The following is a 26,423-nucleotide window of genomic DNA, read 5'->3' as shown; positions in this document are numbered from 1 at the left end:
TCGCCGGTGGAGACCGGCCCGCCGCTCGGTTCAGGCGGCGACGGGGAGTCCGTGCGCGGTTCCGGCGACCAGCACCGAGGCGACGGACGACTCGGCCGCCCAGGCCAGTTCCCTGCGGTCGCGGCCCCGCACGGCGGGCAGCATCGTCACCTCCACCGTCAGCCGCCGGACGGCCACCACTCGGCGGATCGAGGCCCACAGAAGGTCGTCACCGACATAGGCGGGACCGCTGGCCAGGACGTCCTCCCCTTCCAGATACCTGATCGCCACCGGCCTGACCGGGGCCCCGGCGTCCAGGGCCGCCTGGAACACGGCGGGCCTGAAGGAACCCATCCCGCGCCCGCACCAGGTCGTCCCCTCGGGGAAGGCCGCCACCGGATGGCCGTCGGCGAGCGCCGCGGCCACACCGCCGACGGCCTCCGGCAGCGCGAAGAGCCGCTCCCTGTCGATGAACAGCGCGCCCGCGCCCGCCGCCAGCAGGCCGATCACCGGCCACGCCCGGACCTCGTGCTTGGCGAGCACGCGGCACGGCAGGACCGCCGCCATGACGAGCGGATCCAGCCACGACACGTGGTTGGCCACGGCCAGCGGAGCGGCCCCGGACGGCCCGTCGATGACCGGATAGGGCCCGGAGCCCGAGCCGGCCATGAACGCGAACCCCTGCCGCACCTCGACCCGTACGCCGACGGCCCGCAGCACCAGCCGGGACCAGGCGCTCGTCAGCCGGATCCTGCCCGTCGTACCGAGCCCGCGGGCCGCGAGCGCGAGCGCCACCCCGGCCAGGACGACCAGTACGGCCGCCACCAGCCGCAGCGCCCTGCGCGGCCCGGCGGCCCTCGATCCCGGCGGGAACAGGCAGGTGGCGGGCGTGCACGGCGCCACCGGCACCCACGGGTTCACGAGGTGGCTCCCAGGAAGTAGCGCAGGTAGCGGGGGTCGGCCTCGGCCATCGAGAGCAGAACGAAGAAGTCGGCCGTACCGAAGTCGAGGTCGTGGGCGGGCGGGCCGCACACCCAGGCGCCCAGCCGCACGTACCCGCGCAGCAGCGGCGGCAGCGGCGCCCGTCCCGGCCTCGTGGCGGCCGTACGCTCCGAGGCGTCCTCCCGCTGCGGCGGCACGGCCCCGGGCCCGACCGGGGGTGCCGGAACGAGCCCGGAGCCGGCCGAGGGGGCCGGATCGTCTCTCCGGCGCGGAGAGCCGGAGGCCGGACCCTCTCGCCAGGGGCGGTGCGGCGTGACGCGGTAGCCCGGCGGGGAGAGCGGCACCCGCTCCATGATCCCGGCGGCCTCGGCCACCGGCACCGAGCAGCACCCGGCCAGCCAGCCGTACCCCCCGGCCACCATGTAGCGGGCGATTCCCGCCCACATCAGCCCGAGCACCGCACCGCCCCGGTGGCTCGGGTGCACGCAGGCCCTGCCGGCCTCGACCATGTTCCCCCGGATACCGGCCAGCGCGCCGAGGTCGAACTCGGAGTCGGAGTAGAGGCGATCGGCCCGGCGGGGGCCGAGCAGCCGGTAGGTGCCGACGACCTCACCCGTGTCGTCGCACCTCACCAGAAGGTGGTCGCAGTAGGCGTCGAGCGGATCGACGTCCAGGCCGGTGATGGGACTGTCCAGCCGGGCGCCCATCTCCTCGGAGAAGACGCGGTGGCGCAGGCGCTGGGCCTCACGCATCTCGACGGCGGTAGCGGCCAGCCCGACGCTGTAGCGGGCGAGGCGCGGCTCCATGGGAAGGGTCGTCATGAGTTCATGAAGACAGTCGCAGGTGACACGGGACCGGAGGGCCCCGCGAACTCCAGGCGTCCGGATGATGAACCGCATTCACGGTCGAATCCGGAGCCAAGTACCGTAGGAACCGATGAACCAGCGCACGCTTCTGATCACGTTGAACGGCCCCGACCGACCGGGCGTGACCTCACGCCTCTTCTCGGTCCTGGCCGGCTTTCCCGTCATCGTCGCCGACGTGGAGCAGGTCGTCATCCGCGGCCGGCTCACCCTCGGCGTCCTCGTCTCGTACGCGGGCGACACGCCGACCGGCACCGGCGGCACCCTCGGTGCCCTCTGGACCGCCGTCGAGCGGACCGCGGAGGATCTCGGACTGCAGGTGGAACTGTCCACCGGCTCCGACCCGAAGGAGAAGCGGCGCAGGGGGCGGCTCGACGTCACCGTGCTCGGCTCGCCGCTGCAGCCCGCCGCCATGGCGGGCATCGCGGGGCGGATCGCCGCGGCCGGTGCCAACATCGACCGGATCGAGCGCCTGTCCAGCTACCCGGTGACCTGCATCGAGCTGTCCCTCTCCGGCGCCGACCCCGACACCCTCAGGGCGGAGCTCGCCGTCGAGGCGCACATCCAGCAGGTCGACGTGGCTGTGCAGCGGACCGGCCTGCACCGCAGGGCCAAGCGCCTGATCGTGATGGACGTCGACTCGACGCTCATCCAGGCCGAGGTGATCGAGTTGCTGGCGGCGCACGCCGGCTGCCTGGAGGAGGTCGCCAGGGTCACCGAGGAGGCGATGCGCGGCGAGCTCGACTTCGCCGAGTCGCTGCGCCGCCGGGTCGCGCTGCTCGAGGGTCTCTCGGAGGAGGTCTTCGAGAAGGTGCGCGAGGAGCTCGTGCTGACTCCCGGCGCCCGGACGCTGGTACGGACGCTCAAGCGGCTCGACTACCGGTTCGCCATCGTCAGCGGCGGGTTCACGCAGCTCACCGACGCCCTCGTGGAGGACCTCGGGATCGACTACTCCGCGGCCAACACCCTGGAGGTCGTCGACGGCGTGCTGACCGGGCGGGTCGTCGGCGAGATCGTCGACCGGCCGGGCAAGGCACGGGCGCTGGAGCGCTTCGCCCGCGAGGCGGGGATCCCGATCAGCCAGACCGTGGCCATCGGCGACGGCGCCAACGACCTCGACATGATCGCGGCGGCCGGTCTCGGCATCGCGTTCAACGCCAAGCCGGTGGTCCGCCGCGCCGCCGACACCGCGGTCAACGTGCCCTACCTCGACTCGATCCTCTACCTGCTCGGCATCCCCCGCGCCGAGGTGGAGGACGCCGACGCCGAGGACGGTGTCACCCCCGCCGACCGTTGACCGAACCGGGCCCGCGGACGATCACGGCCACCGGCTTCGGACCGGGCTCACAGCCGGTCACGGCCACCGATTCCATCCCGGGCCTGCGGACGATCACCGCTACCGGCTTCGAACCGGGCCCACAGCCGGTCGCGGCCACCGCCTCCGTCCCGGGCCCGTGGGCGGTCGCGGCCACCTGCTCCTCGGGGCGGTGAGCTACCGGCTCCTTTGAACCACCGGCTCCTCAGAGCTAACCGGCTCCTCAGGGCTACCGGCTCCTCGGGGTGGTGAGGGAGGCCAGCCGTACGGCCTCGGCACCGAGACCCCGCAGGGCGGGCTGCGCGGCGGCGGCGTGCCTGATGCGCCGGCGCAGACCGGTCATCCTGTCGGCCGCGTCCTCGTGCAGATCGGCCAGCTCGGCGAGCTCGTCCAGGCGGCGGGCGGCCAGCGCGTCCACGTGCGCGCCGACCTCGTCGAGCACGGCGTCGAGATCGTCGGGCGGCACTCCGGCCCTCTCCGTCCTGACCGCCTCGGCGACCTTCTCCAGCCGGTCGGCGACGAGGTCGAGGACCGTCACCGTGGGCCCCGCCCCCTCCTCGGGCGGCGGCACCGCCAGCAGCGCGAGCGCGTTGTCCCGCAGCCGCCTGGCCGCCGTCAGCGCCTCCCTGAGCCGACGCGGCGCGCTGCCGCCCGGTTCCTTGTCCAGCAGGTCCAGGGAGTCGGCGAGCCGCCCCGCGGCGTCGGCCGCGGCGAAGCCCCGGGGGCCCACCTCGGCGAGGTCCCGGTCGATCAGCGACCGCACCAGGGCGGCGTGGCTGTCGAGCATCTCCGCGATCCCGGTGGTCAGCCGGGTCCGGTGTCCCCTCGGCCACAGCAGCCGGGCGAAGAGCAGCGCCAGCGCGCCGCCCGCGACCGTGAGTCCCACCCTGGCCGCCGCCGCGCCCCAGTCAAGCGGCAGGGAGAAGTCGGACAGCGTCAGCGAGAGCGGTGTGGAGAAGATCGCCCAGTATCCGTAGCCGGACCCGCGCAGCGCGAAGCCCAGCGCCGCGCAGACGGAGATGAAGAGCGTCAGGTACAGGTGACCCGGCGCGACCGCCAGCACCACCGCGGCGGCCACCGCGCCCACGGCCGTGCCCAGCACCCGCAGCAGCACCCGCTCCACCGTGTCGCGGTAGGCGGGGCGGAGGCTGACCGCCACGGTCACCACGAACCACTTCGCGTAGTGCTCGTGGATCAGCACCATCAGCGTCATGGCCGTGACCACCGCCAGCCCCACCCGGACCGGGTGGTGACCGGCCGAGACCGCCGGCCTGCGGGGCCGTACGAACCTCGGCAGGCGGGGGCCCACCTCGACGCCCCCGGCGGCCTGCCGCGCCACCGAGCGCACCGCCATCGCGATCCGGTCCACACCCCCGCGGATCTGCCCCAGCAGCACGGCCGCGGGCAGCGGTGCCTCGCCCGCGCGGGCGGTTCCGCGGATCTCGTCCACCCGGTCGGCGAACCGCCCGATGGCGGCCAGCGCCTCCGGGAGCTCCGACGAACCGCCGAGCAGCGCAGCCTCCCGCAGCGCGCGGGCCAGCGCCCCGACCGCCTCGTCCAGTTCCCGGTCCCACTCCGTCTCGACGCCCGTCTCCACGACCGCCGCGCGCAGTACGCGCAGCGCGATCGTCTGCTGGAAGACACGGGTCAGCGTGGCCGGCAGCCGCTCCGGCGACCGGTCGTCCTCCACGGAGATCCGGTAGAGGCAGAGCGCCCTGTCCAGGTCCTTCAGCGCGGTGACGGCCCGCCGGCGCAGCGGCTCCCAGCTCTCGTCCGCGAGCGGTGCCCTTCCCCCGGCCGCCAGGAGGTCGGCCAGCGCCGTACCGGCCTCCGCCACGGCCCTGCGGAGCGGCCGGAGCCGCCGTACCGGCCAGACCGCCACGACCAGCAGCACGGCCAGCAGGCCGCCGGCGGCCGTGGTCCCCATGTGGAGCGGCGCGCTCATGCCGGGAAGCGCGAAGTACGTCAGGGTCACGGAGAGCACCGCGGGGATGCCCAACGCCGGCCAGTAGACACCCGCCGCCGCGACCAGGCCGACCACCACCACGACGACCGGCCAGGGGCCGGGCCGGATGAGCGCGCCGAGACCGACGCCGCACGTGACCGTGGTCGTGGTGACGAGCAATCTGCGGACGCGGTCGCCGTACGGCTGTCCCGGGGCGTCGCCGAAGAGCGTGAGATAGCCGCCCAGGGCCACCGAGGCGCCCCCCTGGAGGCGACCGAGGAGGACGCCGGCCATCAGGGGGAGGCAGATGGCCAGCGCGCACAGCAGACCGTAGCCCCAGGCCGGACGACCGGAGAGCCGGAAGTCGGCGCGCAGCGCGCCGATGAGCCCCCGCATGCCACCCCCGATCGCGCCCCTCGCGCCTCCCCTCCCGGAAGCGCGCCGGGTTTCAGTGCTTCTTGGGGTTCCAGTGGGCGATCCCGCGACCGGCGTCGAGCCCGGCCCACCCGCCGTCGACCTCGATGACGGCGAACGCGCCGGGCGGGAACCCGGCGTCACCGTCGACGTCGGTGAGCTGCCTGACCAGCTCGTGGACCCCGGGATTGTGGCCGACCAGGACCAGCGTGCGCACCTCGGGGTCGCTCCGCCGGATCAGCGTGAGCAACTCGTCGGAGTAGGCCTCGTATATGGCCGGTTCGATCAGGATCTCCGCATCGGGGAGTGCCAGGTCGGCGGTCTGCCTGGTGCGTACCGACGGCGAGCAGAGCACCAGGTCGGGGGTGAGGCCCATGCCGGCGAGGGCCGCGCCGACCTTGAGCGCGTCGCGCTCGCCGACATCGGTGAGGGGACGCTCACGGTCGGCGAGACCGGAGGTGTGAACCGCCTTGGCGTGGCGCAGGATGACGAGTGTGCGCGCCGTCATCGCGACGCCCACATGGCCAGACCCACGATCACCGCGAACACCGCGGCCATCGCCAGCAGGATGAGGACGAGTGTCTTGCCTCCGGAGGGCTGCTGTTCCATACCGGCCAGTTTCCCACCGGGGTGGTCCGCACACGCCGAAGGGGTGCACGCGGCCCGTGCACCCCTTCGTCAAACGTTGCTCAGCTGGAGACCTGCTCCGGCTCCCGGTCGGGGTTGACCTCCTCCGTCGGGGCGATGCTCGCCGAACGACGCTTGGAGACGACGACCGCGGCGACGACGACACCCACCGCCAGCACCGTGATGCCGATGCGGAGCACGGGGTTGTCGGCGTAGGTCACCACGGCCGGGGCGATCAGCAGCGCCACGAGGTTCATCACCTTGAGGAGCGGGTTGATCGCCGGTCCGGCGGTGTCCTTGAACGGGTCACCGACGGTGTCACCGATGATGGTGGCCTCGTGGGCCGGCGAGCCCTTCCCGCCGTGATGGCCGTCCTCGACCAGCTTCTTGGCGTTGTCCCAGGCACCACCGGAGTTGGCCAGGAACACCGCCATGAGCGTGCCGCACGCGATGGCACCGGCCAGGAACGCGCCGAGCGGGGCGTACCCGAGGGCGAAACCGACGGCGATCGGGGTCAGCACGGCCAGCAGGCCGGGCGTGGCCAGCTCCCGCAGCGAGTCGCGGGTGCAGATGTCGACGACCCTGCCGTAGTCGGGCAGCTCCGTCCCCGCCATGATGCCCGGCTTGGTGCGGAACTGCTCGCGTACCTCGAAGACCACCCGCCCGGCCGCGCGGCCGACCGCCATGATCGCCAGGCCGGAGAACATGAACACCACCGCGGCGCCGATGATCAGACCGACCAGCACGTTCGGGGAGTCGACGCTCAGGCTGAACGCGCTGAACGAGCCCAGCGCCTCCTTCACACTCGCCGTCGCGCCCGTCAGCTCGGTCTCGACCGCCGTACGGAACGCGCCGAACAGCGCGGTCGCGGCGAGCACGGCGGTGGCGATCGCGATGCCCTTGGTGATCGCCTTGGTGGTGTTGCCGACGGCGTCCAGCGAGGTGAGGACCTGGGCTCCCTCGCCCTCGACGTCGCCGGACATCTCGGCGATGCCCTGGGCGTTGTCGGAGACCGGGCCGAAGGTGTCCATCGACACGATCACGCCGACCGTGGTCAGCAGGCCGGTGCCCGCCAGCGCCACGGCGAAGAGCGCGATCGTGACGTTGCCGAAGCCCAGCAGGAAGGCTCCGTAGACGGCGGCTCCGATGATCAGCGCGGAGTAGACCGCCGACTCCAGGCCGACGCTGATGCCGGACAGGATGACCGTGGCGGGACCCGTACGGGAGCTCTCGCCGATGTCCCGCACCGGACGGCGGTTCGTCTCGGTGAAGTAGCCGGTGAGGATCTGGATGGCACTCGCCAGCACCAGGCCGATGAGCACCGCCCCGATCGCGATCAGGCGCGGGTCCGAGGTGACCGCGGCGATCTCCGGGCTCACACCGGTCAGCCCGGAGAAGCTGGCCGGCAGGTAGAGGTAGGCCGCGACGGCGACGAGGATCGCCGAGATGGCCGCCGAGATGAAGAAGCCCCGGTTGATCGCGGCCATCGCGTTGCGGTCGCCGGCGCGCGGAGCGGTGACGAAGATGCCGATGATCGCCGTGATCACACCGATCATGGGCACGATCAGCGGGAACACCAGTCCCTCGACGCCGAAGGCCACCTTGCCCAGGATCAGGCTGGCGACGAGCATGACCGCGTAGGACTCGAACAGGTCGGCGGCCATGCCCGCGCAGTCGCCCACGTTGTCGCCGACGTTGTCGGCGATGGTGGCGGCGTTGCGCGGGTCGTCCTCGGGAATGCCCTGCTCGACCTTGCCGACCAGGTCGGCGCCGACATCGGCGGCCTTGGTGAAGATGCCTCCGCCGACTCGCATGAACATGGCGAGCAGCGCGGCGCCGAAGCCGAAGCCCTCCAGCACGGCCGGGGCGTCGCCCCCGTAGGTGATCACCACCACGGCCGCGCCGAGGAGGCCGAGGCCAACGGTGATCATTCCGGCCACGCCGCCGGTGCGGAAGGCGATCCGCATGGCGACCTTCTCACCGGCCGTGCGGGCCGCGGCGGCGACGCGGACGTTGCCGCGGACAGCCAGCCACATGCCGATGAATCCGGTGAGCGCGGAGAACAGCGCGCCGACGACGAAGAACGCCGATCTGCCGATCCTCACGCTGGTCGTCTCGGCGGGGAGAAGATACAGCAGGAACGGGATCAGAATGACGAACAACGCGAGCGTCCGGAACTGCCGCGTAAGATACGCGGAAGCCCCTTCCTGGACGGCTCTCGCGATGTTCTGCATGCGTTCGGTGCCTTGATCGGCGGCCAGCACCTCCCGCACCAACGTGCCGGCGACGGCGAGTGCGAGCAGGGCGACGGCGGCGACCACGATCACGATGGTGGAGTGGTAACCACTCAGGGATACCGCTGGCTCTGCAGCGGCGAGATGGAGCACAGACATCCGACTCTCCTTGGCAAGACGGGAACACGTCCTGCCCGGAGTGCGCTGCGGTGAGTGTTAGGCGGCTGGAGCGGCGCACATCCGGGATGGTTGGCAGTGCCGCTTCCAGTTGCAGACCCCCACGGAGTGCGGCTCGCGTGCGGGCCGCTCCGAAGGATAAACCTTGGCCGGTTCCGGGAGTCTACGCAGCGACGACGCGGATATGAAGTCTCTGCCCAGGTCCAATTGACGGCACGACCGGTGCCTCTCGGCGCCCGACCTGCTTATGAGGTCATTTCACCCGTCACACCTGTCCCTCGACCCCTGTTTCTCCCCAGTTTCAGGCAAGAAACATCCAAATTAAGTTTTGACCGAAATTGAGATCCCCTCGGGGAACGACCGGGCGCGCCACGGAAGATCATCCGGCTGACGGCCACCCCTCCGAACGCGTCCACGTGAACGCCATCGGCGCCCCTTCGACCGGACGACGACCAGCCCTCCCCGACCGAACCGCAGACGGCCCTCCGGCCAGGCGACAGGCTGTCCTCCCGGCGAACAACCGGGCATGTCCATGTGGACGTCACAGGCGTCCGGTCAGGCGGCCGTTCGCCCTCCCCAACCGCACCGGCGCCCCTCCCACCGGGCGACGCCCGTCCTCCCCGCTTCCCGACGAACAACCGGGCATGTCCGCGTGACTCACCGGCCGCGTACCCTCCCCAACGAACAGCCGGGCGCGTCCACATGGACACGCCCGGCCGCCGAAGTCTTCTTTGTCAGACCGGAGACATTCCGTTCGTCGCCGCCGGCCAGCTCATGCGAATGCACATGCCCTTCTGGCTCGGGTAGACCTGAACGTCGTCGGCCAGCCCCGCGATGACCGCGATGCCGAAACCGGCCATCAGGTCATCGGGAAGCTGCCCGAACGGATCGTCGAACCCCAGAAGGGCGCGATCATGCTCCAGCTCGTCACTATCGCTGGGGGCGGAGTCGGTGACTGTCACCTCGAAACGCCCCAAGTCATCACGTAGCTCGATCCGGATCGGCTCCCCCGGACAGTGGAGGCGATGTGCCTCCACGGCCCGTGAGCATGCCTCACCGACAGCGAGCCTTACCTCGTCCAGCAGCGACTCCTGCACGCCGGTGCGCCTGGCGATGGCCGTGGCGACCAGGCGTGCCGTCCGCACATGCGCGGGGAGAGCGCTGAACGTCAGCTCGACGGTAGCCACGACTACTTGTCTCGACCGTGAGCTTCCTTGGCCTCGTCGACCGAGGCGTAGATCCCGAAGACCTTTGTCAGTCCGGTGATCCGGAAAATCTTCAAGATGCGCTCCTGGGTGCAGACAAGCTCCAGTGAGCCATCGTGCGCCCTAACTCGCTTGAGCCCGCCGACCAGGACACCAAGGCCCGTGGAGTCAAGGAAGTCGACCTTCTCCATGTTGACGAGCAGGTGGAAATTCCCCTTGTTGACCAGGTCGATCAGGAGCTCACGCAATCTGGGCGCGGTGTAGACATCGATCTCACCCTCGACCTCAACGATGGTGAGACGGTCCTCGGAATGGTGGTCCAACTTCAGATCCACAGATCCTCCAGCGCCTTGCCTGCGAAAGTACCGATTCGAGCATGCCTTCCTGGGACCGGATGACCCCCGGACGACAAGCCCCGACGCGCGGCATTCAACCATGCGTACGCTCAGTGTCTATACGAAATCACGATTCCCGGCGACTCTGCCCACAGATGTGAGACTGGAAACCAGTGACCCCGCCCTCATCCTCGCCCCTCAGAGCGGGCACCGCCCTCAGCCGCCTCCTCGACGTTCCCGCACGTCGGGAGCGTGTGACCCACGTGGAGCACGTTCCCGCATGTCAGGCCGGTGAGACCCGATGGCCCGACTGGGTCGACCAGCGGCTGGTTACGCGCTGGGCGAACCACGGTATTTCCGGCCTGTGGCCACATCAGGCCGAGGCCGCGGACCTGGTCCACCGTGGCCAAAACGTGATCATCTCCACAGGGACCGCGTCGGGCAAGTCCCTCTCCTACCTGGTCCCGGCGCTCTCCTCGATACTCGACGGCGGCACGATCCTCTACCTGTCGCCCAGCAAGGCTCTGGCCGCCGACCAACTCCGCGCGCTGCGCGAGCTCGACCCTCCCGGGCTCCGGGCCGCCACCTACGACGGCGACACCTCCTTCGAGGAGAGGGCCTGGGTGCGCAAGCACGCCAACTACGTCCTCACCAACCCGGACATGCTCCACCGCGGCCTGCTGCCCCGTCACGCCCAGTGGTCGCTCTTCTGGCGGCGGCTCCGGATGGTCGTCGTGGACGAGTGCCACGGCTACCGGGGCGTGTTCGGCTCCCACGTCGCGCAGATCCTGCGCCGCCTGCGCCGGATCTGCGCGCGCTACGGCTCCCGCCCGACGTTTCTGCTCTCCTCCGCGACGGCCAACGAGCCGGGGATCTTCGCGAGGCGCCTGACGGGCCTCCAGATGGCCGAGGTGACCACGGACACCTCGCCCCGGGGCGCGACCACCTTCGCGCTGTGGGAGCCACCCCTGACCGATCTGCGCGGCGAGGGCGGCGCCCCTGTCCGTCGGCCCGCGACCGCCGAGAGCGCGGACCTCCTGGCCGACCTCGTCGCCTCCGACGTGCGGACCCTGGCCTTTGTCCGCTCCCGCAGGGCCGCCGAGACTGTGGCCCTCACCACGCGGGCCAAGCTCCAGGACCTCGTCGCCGACGGGGAGGCGCCCGCGGACCTGCCCGGCAAGGTGGCGGCCTACCGGGCGGGATACCTGGCCGAAGATCGCAGGAGCCTGGAAAGGGCCCTGCGCTCCGGCGAACTGCTCGGCCTGGCGACGACCAACGCGCTGGAACTCGGGGTCGACGTCTCCGGACTGGACGCCGTGCTCATCGCGGGATGGCCGGGAACCCGCGCCTCCCTCTGGCAGCAGGCCGGGCGGGCCGGGCGGGACGGCCAGGACGCGCTGGCGGTGCTGATCGCCAGGGACGACCCCCTGGACACCTACCTCGTCCACCACCCGGAAGCCCTGTTCGGCCGTCCCGTGGAGACGATCGTGCTCGACCCCGGCAACCCGTACGTGCTGGGGCCCCACCTGTGCGCGGCGGCGGCCGAGATCCCGCTCACCCACGACGAGCTGGACATCTTCGGCCCGACCACCAAGGAGGTGCTCGCGGATCTGGTCGGGGACGGCCTGCTCAGGGAACGCGCCGCAGGCTGGTTCTGGACCAGCCGGGGACGCGCCACCGACCTCGCCGACATCCGGGGGGCGGGCGCCGCGCCCGTCCAGGTCGTCGAGATGTCCACCGGGCGGCTGCTCGGCACCGTGGACGAACCCTCGGCGCACTCGGCCGTGCACACCGGCGCCGTCTACGTGCACCAGGGGGAGACGTTCCTGGTGGCCGAGCTCGACCTGGAGGCGGGGGTCGCGCTGGTCGAGGCCGGGACTCCCGACTACACGACCTTCGCCAGGGATGTCACCGACATCTCCGTCATCGAGTCCCTTCGCTCGCACCCCCTCGGGCAGGGAGAGCTCCATTTCGGCGCGGTCGAGGTGACGAGCCAGGTCGTGGCCTATCTCAAGCGCCGGGCCCAGAGCGGCGAGCTCATGGGGGACGAGCCCCTCGACCTGCCCCCGCGCACGCTGCGGACCCGCGCCGTCTGGTGGACGCTGCCCATCTCGGCGATCATCCCCCTGGCCGAGGAGGGCCTGGACCTCGGCGGCGCCGCGCACGCGGCCGAACACGCCTCCATCGGCCTGCTGCCGCTCTTCGCGACCTGCGACCGCTGGGACATCGGGGGTGTCTCCACCGAACTCCACCCCGACACCGGGCTGCTCACCGTCTTCGTCTACGACGGCCACGAGGGGGGCGCCGGTTTCGCCGAACGTGGTTACGCCCGAGCGCGCGACTGGCTCACGGCCACCCGCGAGGCCATCGCCTCCTGCGAGTGCGAACGCGGCTGCCCGTCGTGCATCCAGTCTCCCAAGTGCGGCAACGGCAACGAACCCCTCGACAAAGCCGGAGCCCTCCGGCTTCTCGCCGTTCTGCTCTCCCCAGACACCACGGACACTGCGGACACTGCGGACGCGGACCTGCTCTCTCAAAACACCATGGACGCGCCCCTGCTCCCCGCAGACACCACGGACACCGCGGACACCGCGGACACCACGGACACCGCGGACGTGACAGCCGGGAGGGCCACCGGAGTGACGGACGGCGGATGAGCCCTTCCCGGCTGCTTTCGTCAGCCCGTCGTCAAGGGCCGGGATCAGCGATGTGAACAGGTCCCGCACGTGCCCTGGAGGTGACCGCCACCGGCCCCTTCAGGGGAAGCGAGATCTCCATGGCCACCTCGATGTCCGCGATGCCGCCATCACTCAGAGAACAGCGGGTGACCCTGGCCTCGTTGTCCACGGCGAGCGAGGAGGCCCTCAGACAGCTTCGGCCCGGATCCGCGAAGGCCAGCTTGGCGGCGGCGAGCGCGCTCAGGTCGGCGGCACTCTGCGCCCGGTGGCGCGCGACCCTGGCCATGCCCGCGAACACGACCGCCACCGCGACCGCGAAGACCAGCGCCATGAGCCCGACCGTCCAGATCGTCGCCGACCCCCGCTGCGCGTTCGCCCTGCCCGTGCCGCCCTCACTCCTCGCATCCGTGCCCGCCCCCACCTCACTCCTCGCGTCCGTGCCCGTGCCGCCCTCCCTCCTCACATCCGTGCCCGCCCCCACCTCACTCCTCGCATCCGTATCGGCCTCTCCACTCATGTCCGTACTCGTATTCGTACCGACTTCCCGCTGTGCCACAGCCGCCTTCTCCCCTCGTCTCCTGGCCTGGCTCCGTCCGCCGGCCTGGTTTTCCGCTCGCCCCCTGGCCTTGCCTCGTCCCCCGGGCCTGGTTTCCCGCGTCTCCTGGTTGGCGCATGACTCGCGCCGCCACGGGCGCGGCCGGTAGCCGCCATGACGACTGCGGTTGTAGCCCCTGCGAGCCCGGTCACTGGCCATGGCCCTACCGCTCCAACCCCGGCTCGGTGATGGACACCGCGGTCGCGTGAACGGTGACGCCCGGGAGTGATGCACCCCAGCGAGGTCTGACGTTCACGGACACCTCCACCCTTGCCGTCTCCGCACTCCGGGTCACCGCGACCACGGCGCCCGCCGGAGCCACGGACAGGACACCGCCTCGAACCCGCTCAAGCGATTCGCCGCGGGAGGCGGCCCGTGCCCCGGCCCGCGCGGCGTCCACACACTCCAGCTGCGCCTCGACCGCCGCCACGGCCCACAGCCCGGCTCCCAGAACGACCATGAGGGCGGGCAGCGCCGCGGCCGTCTCCGCCGTCACCGACCCTCTGGACCTGCGGGAGCCGGACTGACGGAAGCCGGAACAGCGGAAACGGAGGCCGAACTGACGGGAGTCAGAGCGGAGGGCAGAGGTCACCGACGCCGGGAGGATCATCCGGCCACGGTGAGCGCCCGATTGATCAGAGCTGTGATCATCTGTTGAACGTCGGAACTCGTCACCACCTTGAAGAGGAGGGCGGCGAAAGCACAGGCGGCGATCGTTCCGACCGCGTACTCGGCGGTGGACATGCCTCGGTCACGGTGCGCGCCGGTGGTCAGCAGCGCCCATCGGGCACGCGGCCACCGTGACCAGTCGCGCCGCGCGTGAACAGCACTCGTTCGAGCCATCCGCTCCTCCTGGAGATCTCCACCGGACCCACCGCCCGGCATCGGTCACGCCAGAGTTCTCCATACGCCCCGGGTGCCGCTGACCCGAACAGCATTCTGGGGAAAACCTTCGGGTTATCCACAGCCTGGAAGCAGAGAATGGCGATGGAAAGCCTGAAACGGCTCCCTATGGCGAAAGGGAGCCGTTTCAGGCTCTAGATGGGGAAATTTCCAGAGGTCTATCCACAGGGATCGCCACTTTTCTGTGGATAATCCCGTTTCGGCGGGGAAAAACCTGTGGATAACCTAGGGAAGCAACACCTCACCTGCGAGACCGGCCACGACAGGGATGATCCCGAGAAAGACGAAGGCGGGCAGGAAACACAGCCCCAGGGGAGCGACGACCTGGACCCCGACCCGCTGGGCGGCCGCCGACGACGCGGCACGAGCGGCGCGGCGGGAATCGTCGGACAGCCTCGCGAGGACATCGGCCACCGGTGCACCGCTCAGCGCCGCCCGGCTCATGGCCCGAGCCAGAGGCGCGAGCGAGCGCTCGGAGGCCAGAGCCTGCCAGGCGCTCTCCGGAGCGGCTCCGAGCCTCAACTGGCCGCTCACCCAGGCCAGCCTCTCGCCCAGCGGCCCGCCGATCGCCTCCACCGTGACGTCGATGGCTCCGGTGACCGGCTGGCCGACGCGCAGGCAGGCGACCATGAGGTCGGCCGCCAGCGGCAGATCCGCCGTCACCCGCCGGCGTTCCTCGCGTATTTCGGATGGTTCCCGCCTTCGCAGGATCACCAGCGTGATCCAGAAACCGGCGATACCCGCGACCGCCCCCGGTAAGCCGCCCACGGCCAGGAATGCCGCCAGTCCGGGGGCGAGGGCGGTCGCGAGCTCGCCCCGGCCCGGCCGTCGCCTCTCCTTCGGCTCCTTCGGCTCGCGAGCCCTCCTTACGGACGCATCGTGGGCCTTCCTGTCGAACACATCGTGGGCCCCCCTCTCAGACGCGTCGCGAACCGTGCTTGCGGACGTATCTCGAGCCACACCCGCCGACGCGTCGCGAGCCGTGCCCGCGAACGCGTCGCGAGCCATTCGCACCGACGCGTCGCGAACGATTCGCGGTGGCGCACCACGAATCGTTCGCACCGACACATCACGAGCCGTTCGCGGTGGCGCACCGCGAATCGTTCGCGAGGAGGACTGCGGGGAGAGATCACGAGCCGTCCCCGTAGACGGGGAGAACACGGGTGCTTCGGCCTCCTGCCACATTCCCGGGAGCCCGGCCGAATGGGGTGAGCGCCGCACACTGTGGAGCCGGTCGATGGGTCCTCTCGGAGTGCTCCACAGCCGACCGGCGATTCCGGCGAGCACCACGGCCAGCAACAAGATGATCATTGTCTCTCCTCTTCACTTCCTGGCCGCGCGGGGACGTCAGACCCGCTGGGCACGAGTGACCAGACGGTGGGTCCACCACAGCCCGCAGGCGTCGAGCGCGAGGCCGACGACCAGGCAGCCGACACCCGCCGGGCTGCCGAACAGGAAGTGCAGCGGGCGCATACCGAGACCGGCCGCCATCAGCAGACCGAGAACGGGTAGACCCGCCAGCAACCGGGCCGTGGCGCGGGGACCGGCGAGCTGGGCGGCGACGTCGTGACGATGCGACTGGGTCTCTCGCAGGGAACCGGCGACACGATCGACGAGAACGGCCAGGCCTGCCCCGGCGGTCATGCTCGCCTGCCAGCAGGCGGCCAGCCCCCGGAACGCCTCACCTCCGTGTTCGGGTGCCACGGCCAGCAGAGCGGCGGGGACGTCGCCTCCGTCTCTCGCGGCCGCGACCAGCGGGCGCAGGGCCACGGGATCGGGAAACCCCGCCGCCCCCACGGCCCGCGCCAGCGCCTCGCCCGCCGTCCGCCCCGCCGCCAGCTCGGCGGCGAGCCCCTGGCACAGCTCGATCGACGCGATCCGCCAGGCGTCCGCACGCTTGGAAGGTCGTGCCCGGACGGTGAACCTCTCGCGGAGAGAAACCGGCGCGACCGGACGGCCACACCTCATCCGGCGCAGGCGGGCGGTGCCGGGGTCCGCTCCCGCCCACAGCCACGCCGCCAGAGCGGCGAGAACCAGGGCGGTCGCCATCATGGAACCGGCCGTGACATCGGCCGCGGCATCGGCTCGTCGAAGCCCGGACGACCCGTGACGTCCGGTCGAGGCTCCCGGCGGTGATGAGACGTGGACATCGCCGGAAATGGATCCGCGACGCCGGGAGGAAACTCTCGCGGACGTGGAGGATGACGTGAAGGATCCCGGATATCCGGGGGTGGGCCGCTGAAAGACGAGGAGGCGGCATTTCGGTAGGGGATGCCCCTGAAGGAGGAAGGAGCTCCGGTTGAAGAGACTCTGGCCCGGGATGCTTCGGGGAACTCGTACGACTGCGGCAGACGGGAGGAGACGTGATGCCCGCGGCGAGGGGTCGGCGAGGCGTGCACGCCGGGCGCTCGGGCCGCGAGGGCGGGCAGGCCGGGGCCGGGGGTCACCTGGCCGTCCGGGGCGAAGGTGAGGGCCGATTCGGCCTCGACCAGCCCCGAAGGGCGGCGGACCATCATGCAGATCTCGGCGACCCGGCGACGGCCGTCGGCGCGGTCGCGGGCCAGGTGGACGACAACGTCCAGGGCGGCGGCGATCTGGCTGTGGACCGCCTCCCGGCTGAGACCCGCCGCGCACCCCAGCGCTTCCAGGCGGGGTGGCACATCGGTCGCGGTGTTGGCGTGCAGGGTGCCACAACCTCCTTCGTGACCGGTGTTCAAGGCACTGAGAAGATCAACTACCTCGGCTCCTCGGACCTCTCCGACGACAAGCCGGTCGGGGCGCATCCGCAGGGCCTGGCGGACGAGGTCGCGCAGGCCGACACCACCCGCGCCCTCGAGGTTGGCCGGGCGCGACTCCAGGCGGACGACATGAGGGTGCAGCGGTCTCAGCTCCGCGGAGTCTTCGACCAGCAGCAACCTCTCACCGGGGTGGGCCAGGGAGAGCAGGGCGGAGAGCATGGTCGTCTTACCCGTACCCGTGCCGCCCGTGACCAGGAAGGCGAGCCTCGACTCGATCACCGCGGTGAGAACGGCGACGCTGTCGGCCCTGATCGCGCCCGCTTCGACCAGGTCGGGAAGGGTGAAGGTGCGTCTGGGCGGAAGCCGCAGGGAAAGGCAGGTGCCGTTGGGCGCCACGGGCGGAAGGACGGCGTGGAGCCGGACGCCTCCGGCGAGGCGGGCGTCGACGTACGGGCACGCGTCGTCGAGGCGCCTGCCCGCCGCGGAGGCGAGACGCTGCGCCAGCCGCCGGAGAGCGTCTTCGCCTGGGAAGACGACCGAGGTCAGGCGCAGCCCACCGCCGTCGTCGACCCACACCTCGCGCGGGCCGTTCACCAGCACGTCGGTGACCTCGGCCTCGGCCAGCAACGGCTCCAGCGGACCCGCCCCGATGAGATCGGCGCACAGGACCCGGGCCACCGCCAGGATCTCCGCGTCGCCGAGCATCGCCCGCTCGGCCCGTAGCGCGACCGCGACGTGCGCGGCACTGGGCTCGACGCCCGTCCGGGCCAGCCGTACGCGGACCGCCTCCACCAACTCCGGCGGGACCGTCGCGGCGCTCTCGGCCCGCTTCACGCGTCCGCTCCGAACAGCTCGTGCAGAAACGCGGCGCAGAACCGTCCGAGAGAGGTGCGGCGGCCGATTGGGGGAACATCCCCCCGGTCGAGTGCGGCGGCGAGACGAGGCTGGTCGGGGAGGCTGCCGCCGTACGGAATGCCGAGTGAGGTCGCCACCACGTCGTCGTTCAGGACCCCGCTGCGCACGACGGCCCGCACCTCACCCGTGTGCCCGCGCAGCCCGGCGAGCACCTGGTCCGCGGCGAGCACGCCACGCACGTCGGCGGTGACGACCAGAAGGGTCGTGGCGGCTCGTCCGAGCGCCTCCACCGCCGCCTGGTCGAGGTGGCGCGGCAGGTCGACGACCACCAGGTCGAAGCCTCTGCGGCCCGCCTCGAGGACCGAGCGCATCGCCTCGGCCGGGATCGGACCGACCTCGCCCCGATGGAAGGAGAGCAACGTCAGCCCGGCGAAGGTCGGCAGGGCCGCCTGGAGCGCGGTGTAACTGACCCTGCCCTCACGGGCGACCAGGTCGGACCAGCGCGCTCCGTCGGACTCCTCCTGGCCGAGCAGGAGGTCCAGACCTCCGCCGAGCGGGTCGGCGTCGACGAGCAGGGTGCGGATGCGCCGCCGGGACGCGGCCAGCGCCAGCGAACCGGCCAGGACGCTGGCTCCCGCTCCTCCCCGGCCGCCCGCGACACACACCACGGATCCGGATCTCGCGGGTGGCTCGACGGCGTCGGCGAACTCGTCGACCAGCTGTCGCTCCGCAGCGGGCAATTCCAGCACGCCCTGGGCTCCGACCGCCACGCACTTGCGCCATGTGTCGGGATCCTCGGAGGTGTGGGTGGCCAGGAAGACACGGGAGCGAGGTGGCGGGCCGGTCGCGGCCAGGGCGTCGGCCACGTCGCCCCCGACGACGACCAGCGGGGCGCGGTTCCAGTAGGGCCGGGCGTGCGCGGGCACGTGGGCGACATCGAGCTCGGCTCCGGCCGCGGCGGCGATACGGAGCAGGTCGTCGAGCAGATCGTGGTCTTCGGTGATGACCAACGGGCGGTCCACGGATGCCTCCCTGGGGTGCGGGGACCCCACTTTCCGTGACGACCGCCCCTCCCCGGGAAACCGAACGCCGCACTGTGGACAACCAGCCACCGACGGCCCGGCCTGTGGAAAACCAGCGGCCGGGACATCCGCGTACGGCTCCGTACGCGGGGTCCGCCGGCACGGGAGGAGCCGGACAAACGCGGACGAGACCCAAGCCGAAGCCCAAGCCGAGACCCAATCAGGCCGGATCAGGCCTGATCCGGCTGGATCAGGCCGGGAAATCAGGCGCGAAGCGAGGGTCGTGCGCAGGCCGAGGGCGCTGAACGCACCGGAGCCTTGCCATACATGCTCACGGCCGATGGGCGTCCTGTCACCAGGAGGTCCTCCGAGGGAGCCCCGTCGCCGAGGATCCGCGGCCCCGAAGGTGACGTACCGCCGAAGGGCCGTATCAGGGAGACCTCCGCGCCGGGCAGGAGACCGGGAAGACGTGCCGGCCCCGGGCAGAGGACGGCTGAAAAAGGGGCGACCCCCGCCGGGGGGGGAGAGCGGGGGTCGCCAACCGGTCCGGCTCTGGGGGGGTAGAGCCGGTCCCGTTTCAGAAGAAAGCCTTCAACAGTCAGCCGGAGCGTGGCGGGAGGATTGCGTTGCAACCCATGCGCAGTTACTCCGGTTTGGGGAGATACCACCTCATGCTGCCCGATCAACTCAAGTTTCGTCGAGGAGTAATCCTTGATTTCCACTAGTTTTTTTAATGTAACGGTCCAGTCTCCCGATGCGACCCCGCCAAGACGCGCTCCACACACGGGCGAACGACGGTGACGCTCAGTGATCATCACCGAGGTGCCGCGCCGCCCGCCGGACGCCACACCGACCGGGTCTCCCAAGGCACAAAACGGCATAAGAGAGGATTCGTCCATTAATGCCCCCTGATCCGTAAAGGTCTTGCTCCCAGGGGTTCCCATCAGCACGGATCGGACGTACAAAGGTTTTACGGACCACTTGTCCGGGCACGGCCGCCGAGTACCCACGCGCCGTCAGCCGCGGGAGGCGCGCTGGAGTGGGCTTGTCCCGCTCCAGCGATTATCAGGTGCACGCTTGGTAACTCGGTCAGGACGCGTCGGCGGCGGCGCCCCACACCAGGGGCGCCGTCGGTACGTAAGGACGACCTCTCGGGATGTCCGTAATCAGTGACGTTCAGTAGTCAGACGTGCGGCCGGTCGTCGCTCAGCGACACGAACGAGCAGGCACGAACGAGCAGGTAGGCGGGCGGGCCGAGGCGCGGTCAAGCGGATACCCCGGCGGGTCGAGGACGCGGGCAAGCGAGCACGCGGGCAGGCGTCCTCTTGGTGATCCGCCACCGGGCAGCCGGCCGCCATGCGATCGGCCACCTTGGACCAGCGCGATCGGCCACCGTCACGGCCGGCACCCCCGTCATGTCGGCACGTTCCGGCCGACATCCGAAACCCGGCATCCGAGATCTGTCAGGCCTCACTGAGGCCCACCCAGACCGGCCGCCGACCACCCGCCGACCACCCGCCAACCGGCGCGATCGGTCACCGCCCTCCCGGACGAGCGGTGACCCGCCTCCAGGACGAGCGTGTGACCCGCCCGGGGTCAGCCGCGCTGCATGGCCTCGCAGATCGCCGTGGCCTCGCGTACGCCCAGCGTGACCGCCGACGCGCAGTGCCGCACCCACGCGGCGACGCCTTCGGGGGTGCCGCTCAGATATGACCGCAGCCCCTCCCCGTAGGCGGGGCCGAGTTCGAGATGGCCCACCTCGACGGCCACCAGCGACTTCGGGTCCAGGCCGAACTCCACCAGCGTCAGCCGCTCCGCCGCCCGTGCGACCACCCCGTCCGCCGTCCCGAACGGGCGCAGCACGGCCAGTTCCGCGTGTACGACGGCGGCGAGCACCAGCGCCGGGGCCTTCGAGGAGGCCGTCACCAGCTGGACCAGCCCGTCCACCCGTGCCACCGCCTCCTGCGGCCCGGGGGCGGGTCCCAGGCCGAGCGGGTCGGGCGCCCCGGCGGTTGTCCTGGGGCGGCCGAGGTCTCCCGCGCCTCCGCCGTCCCCGGTGAGCCCCGAGGCGGCGAGCGTGTGCAGCCTGGCCAGCACCTGGCGGGGCGCCGCACGCCAGGTCGCGCCGAGCCGCCCCAGCTCGGCCGAGACACGCAGCGCGCCCTGCACCACGGGGTCGGTGACCTCGGGGATGACGTCGAGGGGCACGTCCACGCCCTCCAGGGCGGCTGACGCGCGGGCACCGCGCAGCGCGGATCTGGCCGACACCTCCGGACTCTTACGCCGCAGCACGCGGTGCCCGTAGAGCCGGTCGACGGCCTTGCGCGCGTCGGTGACCGCCTCGGACACTCCGGGCATTCCCGCGATGACAGCCAATGGGTCGCTCACGCTGCCCGACCCTATCGGGACCGCCGGACGAGACTTCGGCCAGACCACGGGCACCTCTGTCGCACCTCCGGCCCTCCGGGAGGCCCTCCTTCGAGGAGCCCTCCTCCAGGAAGCCGCCCCTGAAGGCCTCGGGGACCTCGGGGACCTCGGGGACCTCGGATCAGGGAACCCCCTTCGGGAGGCTCCCGGGAGTCACCCCCGGAAACAGCGGGCGAACCGTTCACCGAGCGCATGACACCGCCCGGCGCACCATCCCGCTAATGCACGTTGAATAACGCCGTCTACATTCCTACGGTGTCGAAAACGCAACGTTTCGAGGGTGATTCTCCCCAGAAGCAAGGCGTTTTGAATGCATATGGTCTCCCATCACCGATTGGTACAGACCTGTCTAGACCTCTTGTGGCGGACACGGGTGGCCTGGTGAAGTGGGACACGACCAGTCGATAGCAGTACGTGAGGAGTGCGTAGTGGCCCCGGAGAACCCTGGTTCCGAGTCGCGTGAGACCCAGGAGACGCTGTCGAACCTGCTGCACGAGACCCGGCGGTTCGCACCTCCTGCCGACCTGGCCGCGGCCGCGAACGTGACCGCCGACGCCTACGTGGAGGCCGAGCGGGACCGCCTCGCCTTCTGGGAGAAGCAGGCCGACCGCCTGGCCTGGTCGAAGCGCTGGGACACCACCCTTGAGTGGAACCCGCCCTTCGCCAAGTGGTTCGTCGGCGGCGAGCTCAACATCGCCTACAACTGCGTCGACCGCCACGTGGAGGCGGGCCGCGGCGACAAGGTCGCCTACCACTGGGAGGGCGAGCCCGAGGGCGACAGCCGCACGCTGACCTACGCCGACCTGCTGCGCGAGGTCTCCAAGGCCGCCAACGCGCTCCAGGAGCTGGGCGTCGGCAAGGGCGACCGGGTCGCGATCTACATGCCGATGATCCCCGAGCTGCCGATCACGATGCTGGCCTGCGCCCGCATCGGAGCGATCCACTCGGTGGTGTTCGGCGGGTTCTCCGCGACCGCGCTCAGCGGCCGGATCCTGGACGCGGACGCCAAACTCGTGGTCACCGCCGACGGCGGCTACCGCCGTGGCGCGCCCAGCGCGCTCAAGCCGACCGTGGACGAGGCGGTCAAGGAGTGCCCCGGCATCGAGCACGTCCTCGTCGTGAGGCGGACCGGCCAGGACGTCGACCAGACCGACAAGGACGTCTGGTGGCACGACATCGTGGACCGGCAGTCCGACGTCCACGAGGCGCCGCCGAACGGCGCCGAGGACCCGCTCTACATCCTCTACACCAGCGGGACTACCGGCAGGCCCAAGGGCATCCTGCACACCACCGGCGGCTACCTCACCCAGGCCGCCTACACCCACGACGCGGTGTTCGACCTCAAGCCCGACACCGACGTCTACTGGTGCACCGCCGACATCGGCTGGGTGACCGGCCACTCCTACATCGTGTACGGCCCCCTGGCCAACGGCGCGACCAGCGTCATCTACGAGGGCACCCCGGACACCCCGCACCGCGGCCGGTTCTGGGAGATCGTGCAGAAGTACGGGGTCACGCTGCTCTACACGGCCCCGACGGCCATCCGTACGTTCATGAAGTGGGGTGACGACATCCCCGCCAAGTACGACCTGTCGTCCCTGCGGATCCTGGGCAGCGTCGGCGAGCCGATCAACCCCGAGGCGTACGTCTGGTACCGCGAGCACATCGGCGGCAACCGCACCCCGGTCGTCGACACCTGGTGGCAGACCGAGACCGGCGCCGTCATGATCAGTCCGCTGCCCGGCGTCACCGAGGGAAAGCCCGGCGCGGCCATGCGCCCGCTGCCGGGCATCACCGCCGACGTGGTCGACGACCAGGGCCGGAGCGTGGGCAACGGCGGTGGCGGCTACCTCGCGATCCGCGACCCGTGGCCGTCGATGCTCCGCACGATCTGGGGCGACGACCAGCGCTACATCGACACCTACTGGTCTCGCTTCGAGGGCATGTACTTCGCGGGCGACGGCGCCAAGAAGGACCAGGACGGTGACATCTGGCTGCTCGGCCGGGTGGACGACGTCATGCTCGTCTCCGGGCACAACATCTCCACCACCGAGGTCGAGTCGGCGCTGGTCTCCCACCCGAAGGTCGCCGAGGCGGCCGTGGTCGGCGCGACCGACCCGGTGACCGGGCAGGCCATCGTGTCGTTCGTGATCCTGCGCGGCAACGCCGAGGAGGGCGCGGACATCGCGGCCGAGCTGCGCGCCCACGTGTCCAAGGCGCTGGGCCCGATCGCGAAGCCGCGCCAGATCCTCGTGGTCCCGGAGCTGCCCAAGACCCGCTCCGGAAAGATCATGCGGCGTCTCCTGCGTGACGTGGCGGAGAACCGCAGCGTCGGCGACGTCACCACCCTGGCCGACAGCACGGTGATGAACCTCATCTCGGAGAAGCTGCCCAGCGCCAAGAGCGAAGACTGAGCGGACCGGGACATCCGGGTGGGCCGGAAACGCGGCCCACCCGAATCGGCCGGGTCCCCCAAGGCCCCAGAGCACTTCGGGTCCTCGCGAAAAAAGCCCTTCGTGAAAACCTCACGGGAGCTCCCGTGAGCTCGCCTGAGCTACACGCGACTCTCCGTGAACTCGTGAACTCACGTGCGGCTCCGGTGAGCTCCCGAAGGGTCCTTCACCCCATGGTTCTCCCGAAGGGAGGATCTCCGGCGGCTTCCGGCTGCGTCTCCGGACACCTCGGCGACGTCTCCGGGACGTCTCCGGAGCATGCTTCCCGGACGCCTTCCGGCGATGCTCCCGGCCATGTCTCCAGCGACGTCCCCGGCGGGCGTCCCCGCGATGTCCTCGGTGACGGAGATTCCCGCTCAGGAGGCTCTTTCCACAGGTCCTGCGATGTTCACAGGTCCTGCGATGTTCACAGGTCCTGCGATGTTCACAGGTCCTGCGACTTCCACAGGTCCTGCGACGTTCACCGGGTCGCCGCCCGGGTAGCTCCGGCCCGTTGACATCGTCCTCCTGGCCGAAGGCCGCCGAAATCGGGGAACTCCCTCCCTCGCGGGCCGGGAGTCGCCCCGGCGGCCGCTGCCCCGATCAAGGGCCCAACGGGCCCGCACAGGCTTCACCCACCACCCGCCCGGCGGTGAACCTGTGGTGCAGGTTCTCACCACCGGACAACCGAGACCTCACCAAACCGGTGCAGTCCCACGCCTCTCTTCCTCCCCGGGACTAAAGTCTGAAGTCTTGACGACGCAGGTATTTGATGACACGTACGCGATGACCACCGGCATGCTCGCGGCGCCGGTTCCGCTGCGGGTGTGCGTGCGCGACCGCCTCAGCGCGCAGCATGATGTTCGACAAAGGCCCTCGATAGGAGATCGTCCATGACACACATCCCGCCCGCGGAACCACAGGAGGAGTCACTGGGCGCGCTGGTCGCCGCCGCCAGCGACCACATATCCACCCTGGTCCGCGCCGAGATCGAACTGGCCAAGGCCGAGTTCAGGTTCGACGCCAAACGGGTCGGTGTGGCGGCGGGGCTCTTCGGCGCCGCGGCGTTCATGGCCCACCTGTGCCTGATCCTCGCCTCCTTCACGATCGCCCACGCCCTGGTCGCCGCGGGCCTGTGGACCTGGGCCGCCTTCCTGATCGTCACCGTGTTCTACCTGCTCGTGGCCGGGCTGCTGGTCTTCATCGGCATGCGGCGGCTCAAGGGTCTGACCGGGATGAAGCGGACCCTGCGCTCGCTCAAGACCATCAAGAGCGGCGAGCACGACCCCGCTCTCGACGCGGCTCCGATCACGGCCGGTCAGACGGGTGGCCATCGCGACCCGGTGAGACCGGGCCAGTGAGCAGGCCCGACGAGTCCCTGGTCGGGGTCGAGGGCCCGTGGACCCACCGTTCCGTCCACGCCGGCGGTACCCGCTTCCACGTCGTGGAGGCCGGTACGGGCCCTCTCGTGCTGCTGCTCCACGGGTTCCCGCAGTTCTGGTGGAGCTGGCGCAACCAGCTCGTCTCGCTCCCGGCGGCCGGCTATCGCACCGTCGCCGTCGACCTGCGGGGCTACGGGGCCAGCGACAAGCCTCCGCGCGGCTACGACCTGCACACCCTGGCCGCCGACGCGGCCGGGCTGATCCGGGCGCTGGGTGAGACCGGTGCGATCGTCGTCGGCCACGACTGGGGCGGGCTGCTCGCCTGGACCATGGCCGTGACGGATCCCAAGGCGGTCCTGCGGCTGGTCCCGGTCTCGGCACCGCACCCCCGCCGTCTCCGCACCACGCTGTTCACCGAGCCCTTCGGCCAGCTCAAGGCGGCCCGCTACGCGCTGGGCTTCCAGCTGCCACTGCTTCCCGAGCGGCGCCTGACCGCCAACTCCGGCGCCAAGGTGGGGCGGCTGCTCGATCAGTGGTCGGGTCCCGGCTGGCCTGAGGAGGACGTGGCGAAGACCTACCGCGACGCGTTCCGCATTCGCAACGTCTCGCACTGCGCGCTGGAGTATCACCGCTGGTTCGGCCGCTCCCAGATCCGTCCGGACGGATGGCGCTACGCGAGGACCATGCGTACCCAGATCAACGCGCCGACCCTGCAGTTGCACGGCGCGCTCGACGGGCACATCCTGCCGCGCACCGCCCAGGGCTCCGGCCGCTACGTCGCCGCCCCCTACCGGTGGCGGCTGATCGAGGGCGCCGGGCACTTCCCGCACGAGGAGCGCCCCGAGGAGTTCGACGCCGAGCTCGTCGCCTGGCTGTCCGACCCGGAGCCCGACCGGTGAAGGGGCGCGACCGGGATCCCGACGGGAGGCCGCGCAACCAGCGTCCCCGCGACGCGTTCGGGCGTCCGCTGCCCCACGGCGCCGAGGGTGTGGAACGCATCCCCGACGACTACGCGCCGAGCGCCGAGGAGGCCGTCTCCGAGGCGCGCCGCCTGCTCGGCGAGGGGCGGCCGTTCCACGCCCACGAGGTGCTGGAGGGCCGCTGGAAGACCTCTCCCGAGGAGGAGCGCGAGCTGTGGCAGGGACTGGCGCAGATCTGCGTCGGCCTCACCCATCTGCAGCGGGGCAACCGGCGCGGGGCCGCGACGCTGTTCGCACGGGGCGCCGACCGGATCAGCGGCTACGGCATGCCGTACGAGCGGATCGCCGGGATCGCCCACGAGCTCGACGACCTGGCGGCCGAGGTGGCCATCGCCAGGATCGAGGCCCTTCTCTGACCCGCACGCCTCGTCCCGG

General features: G+C 71.0%; 20 protein-coding genes and 1 pseudogene. 6 read left to right on the top strand and 15 right to left on the bottom strand.

Features of this window, described 5'->3' with window-relative positions:
• Nucleotides 1-30: 30 nt before the first annotated feature.
• On the bottom strand, nt 31-900 hold the full coding sequence (locus OG587_RS09845; RefSeq protein WP_329088944.1) for a lysophospholipid acyltransferase family protein: 870 nt from the start codon (nt 898-900) through the stop codon (nt 31-33).
• The gene (locus tag OG587_RS09840; protein ID WP_329088942.1) at nt 897-1,742 is read right to left on the bottom strand and encodes a GNAT family N-acetyltransferase; all 846 of its coding nucleotides are present in this window, start codon (nt 1,740-1,742) and stop codon (nt 897-899) included. The genes OG587_RS09845 and OG587_RS09840 overlap by 4 nt, the downstream gene beginning before the upstream one ends.
• Nucleotides 1,743-1,857: 115 nt before the next feature.
• On the opposite strand from OG587_RS09840, the gene serB reads away from it, so the two are divergent.
• The gene (gene serB, locus OG587_RS09835) at nt 1,858-3,081 is read left to right on the top strand and encodes a phosphoserine phosphatase SerB (RefSeq protein ID WP_329088941.1); all 1,224 of its coding nucleotides are present in this window, start codon (nt 1,858-1,860) and stop codon (nt 3,079-3,081) included.
• Between the two features lie 247 nt (nt 3,082-3,328).
• Here the strand turns inward: serB and OG587_RS09830 are convergent, their stop codons facing one another.
• The 5 genes from OG587_RS09830 to OG587_RS09810 form a co-directional block, all read right to left on the bottom strand.
• Nucleotides 3,329-5,440 carry an FUSC family protein gene (locus OG587_RS09830; protein WP_329088938.1) on the bottom strand — a complete coding sequence of 704 codons (2,112 nt, stop codon included), beginning with the start codon at nt 5,438-5,440 and terminating at the stop codon, nt 3,329-3,331.
• Nucleotides 5,441-5,492: 52 nt separating this feature from the next.
• Entirely contained in the window at nt 5,493-5,966 is a 474-nt protein-coding gene (locus tag OG587_RS09825; RefSeq protein WP_329088937.1) for a SixA phosphatase family protein, read from the bottom strand.
• 181 nt (nt 5,967-6,147) lie between these two features.
• A complete protein-coding gene (locus OG587_RS09820) occupies nt 6,148-8,478 on the bottom strand; it encodes a sodium-translocating pyrophosphatase (RefSeq protein WP_329088935.1) in 2,331 nt (776 codons plus the stop codon).
• Between the two features lie 752 nt (nt 8,479-9,230).
• Nucleotides 9,231-9,683 carry an ATP-binding protein gene (locus OG587_RS09815; RefSeq protein ID WP_329088933.1) on the bottom strand — a complete coding sequence of 151 codons (453 nt, stop codon included), beginning with the start codon at nt 9,681-9,683 and terminating at the stop codon, nt 9,231-9,233.
• Nucleotides 9,684-9,685: 2 nt separating this feature from the next.
• A complete protein-coding gene (locus OG587_RS09810) occupies nt 9,686-10,036 on the bottom strand; it encodes an STAS domain-containing protein (RefSeq protein ID WP_030916965.1) in 351 nt (116 codons plus the stop codon).
• A 254-nt stretch (nt 10,037-10,290) separates the two neighbouring features.
• Here OG587_RS09810 and OG587_RS09805 point away from each other — a divergent pair, with 254 nt between their 5' ends.
• On the top strand, nt 10,291-12,693 hold the full coding sequence (locus OG587_RS09805) for a DEAD/DEAH box helicase (protein ID WP_443075518.1): 2,403 nt from the start codon (nt 10,291-10,293) through the stop codon (nt 12,691-12,693).
• A 31-nt stretch (nt 12,694-12,724) separates the two neighbouring features.
• Here the strand turns inward: OG587_RS09805 and OG587_RS09800 are convergent, their stop codons facing one another.
• From OG587_RS09800 to OG587_RS09765, 8 genes and pseudogenes are all read right to left on the bottom strand, one after another.
• Nucleotides 12,725-13,135, bottom strand: a complete 411-nt coding sequence (locus tag OG587_RS09800) for an Rv3654c family TadE-like protein (RefSeq protein WP_329088928.1) — start codon at nt 13,133-13,135, stop codon at nt 12,725-12,727.
• 337 nt (nt 13,136-13,472) lie between these two features.
• Nucleotides 13,473-13,805, bottom strand: coding sequence for a TadE family type IV pilus minor pilin (locus OG587_RS09795; protein ID WP_329088926.1), 333 nt, complete (start codon nt 13,803-13,805; stop codon nt 13,473-13,475).
• Nucleotides 13,806-13,915: 110 nt separating this feature from the next.
• Nucleotides 13,916-14,152, bottom strand: a complete 237-nt coding sequence (locus tag OG587_RS09790) for a DUF4244 domain-containing protein (protein ID WP_329088924.1) — start codon at nt 14,150-14,152, stop codon at nt 13,916-13,918.
• A gap of 285 nt (nt 14,153-14,437) precedes the next feature.
• Nucleotides 14,438-15,112 (bottom strand): type II secretion system F family protein, encoded by a 675-nt coding sequence (locus OG587_RS09785; RefSeq protein WP_329088922.1) that lies wholly within the window; start codon nt 15,110-15,112, stop codon nt 14,438-14,440.
• Nucleotides 15,113-15,559: 447 nt separating this feature from the next.
• Entirely contained in the window at nt 15,560-16,264 is a 705-nt protein-coding gene (locus tag OG587_RS09780; RefSeq protein WP_329088920.1) for a type II secretion system F family protein, read from the bottom strand.
• Nucleotides 16,265-16,620: 356 nt separating this feature from the next.
• A pseudogene (locus OG587_RS09775) lies at nt 16,621-17,784 on the bottom strand (TadA family conjugal transfer-associated ATPase); the annotation flags it as partial.
• Nucleotides 17,781-18,827, bottom strand: coding sequence for a septum site-determining protein Ssd (gene ssd / locus OG587_RS09770; RefSeq protein WP_329088918.1), 1,047 nt, complete (start codon nt 18,825-18,827; stop codon nt 17,781-17,783). The pseudogene OG587_RS09775 and the gene ssd, both read right to left, overlap by 4 nt.
• A 1,596-nt stretch (nt 18,828-20,423) precedes the next feature.
• Nucleotides 20,424-21,215 (bottom strand): oxidoreductase, encoded by a 792-nt coding sequence (locus tag OG587_RS09765; protein ID WP_329088916.1) that lies wholly within the window; start codon nt 21,213-21,215, stop codon nt 20,424-20,426.
• Between the two features lie 467 nt (nt 21,216-21,682).
• On the opposite strand from OG587_RS09765, the gene acs reads away from it, so the two are divergent.
• The 4 genes from acs (at nt 21,683) to OG587_RS09745 (ending at nt 26,404) form a co-directional block, all read left to right on the top strand.
• A complete protein-coding gene (acs, locus tag OG587_RS09760; RefSeq protein ID WP_329088915.1) occupies nt 21,683-23,668 on the top strand; it encodes an acetate--CoA ligase in 1,986 nt (661 codons plus the stop codon).
• Between the two features lie 911 nt (nt 23,669-24,579).
• Nucleotides 24,580-25,047: a phage holin family protein gene (locus tag OG587_RS09755; RefSeq protein ID WP_329088914.1), complete on the top strand. Its 468-nt coding sequence runs from the start codon at nt 24,580-24,582 to the stop codon at nt 25,045-25,047.
• Nucleotides 25,044-25,967, top strand: coding sequence for an alpha/beta fold hydrolase (locus tag OG587_RS09750; RefSeq protein WP_329088912.1), 924 nt, complete (start codon nt 25,044-25,046; stop codon nt 25,965-25,967). Before OG587_RS09755 ends, OG587_RS09750 begins: the two co-directional genes overlap by 4 nt.
• On the top strand, nt 25,964-26,404 hold the full coding sequence (locus OG587_RS09745) for a DUF309 domain-containing protein (protein ID WP_329088910.1): 441 nt from the start codon (nt 25,964-25,966) through the stop codon (nt 26,402-26,404). The genes OG587_RS09750 and OG587_RS09745 overlap by 4 nt, the downstream gene beginning before the upstream one ends.
• Nucleotides 26,405-26,423: the final 19 nt, after the last annotated feature.

It is taken from the genome of Streptosporangium sp. NBC_01469 (genome assembly GCF_036227305.1).
In the GTDB taxonomy this organism is placed as follows: Bacteria; Actinomycetota; Actinomycetes; order Streptosporangiales; family Streptosporangiaceae; genus Streptosporangium.
Note: the sequence above shows the minus strand (reverse complement) of the source record. Positions and strands in the feature narration are given on the sequence as shown.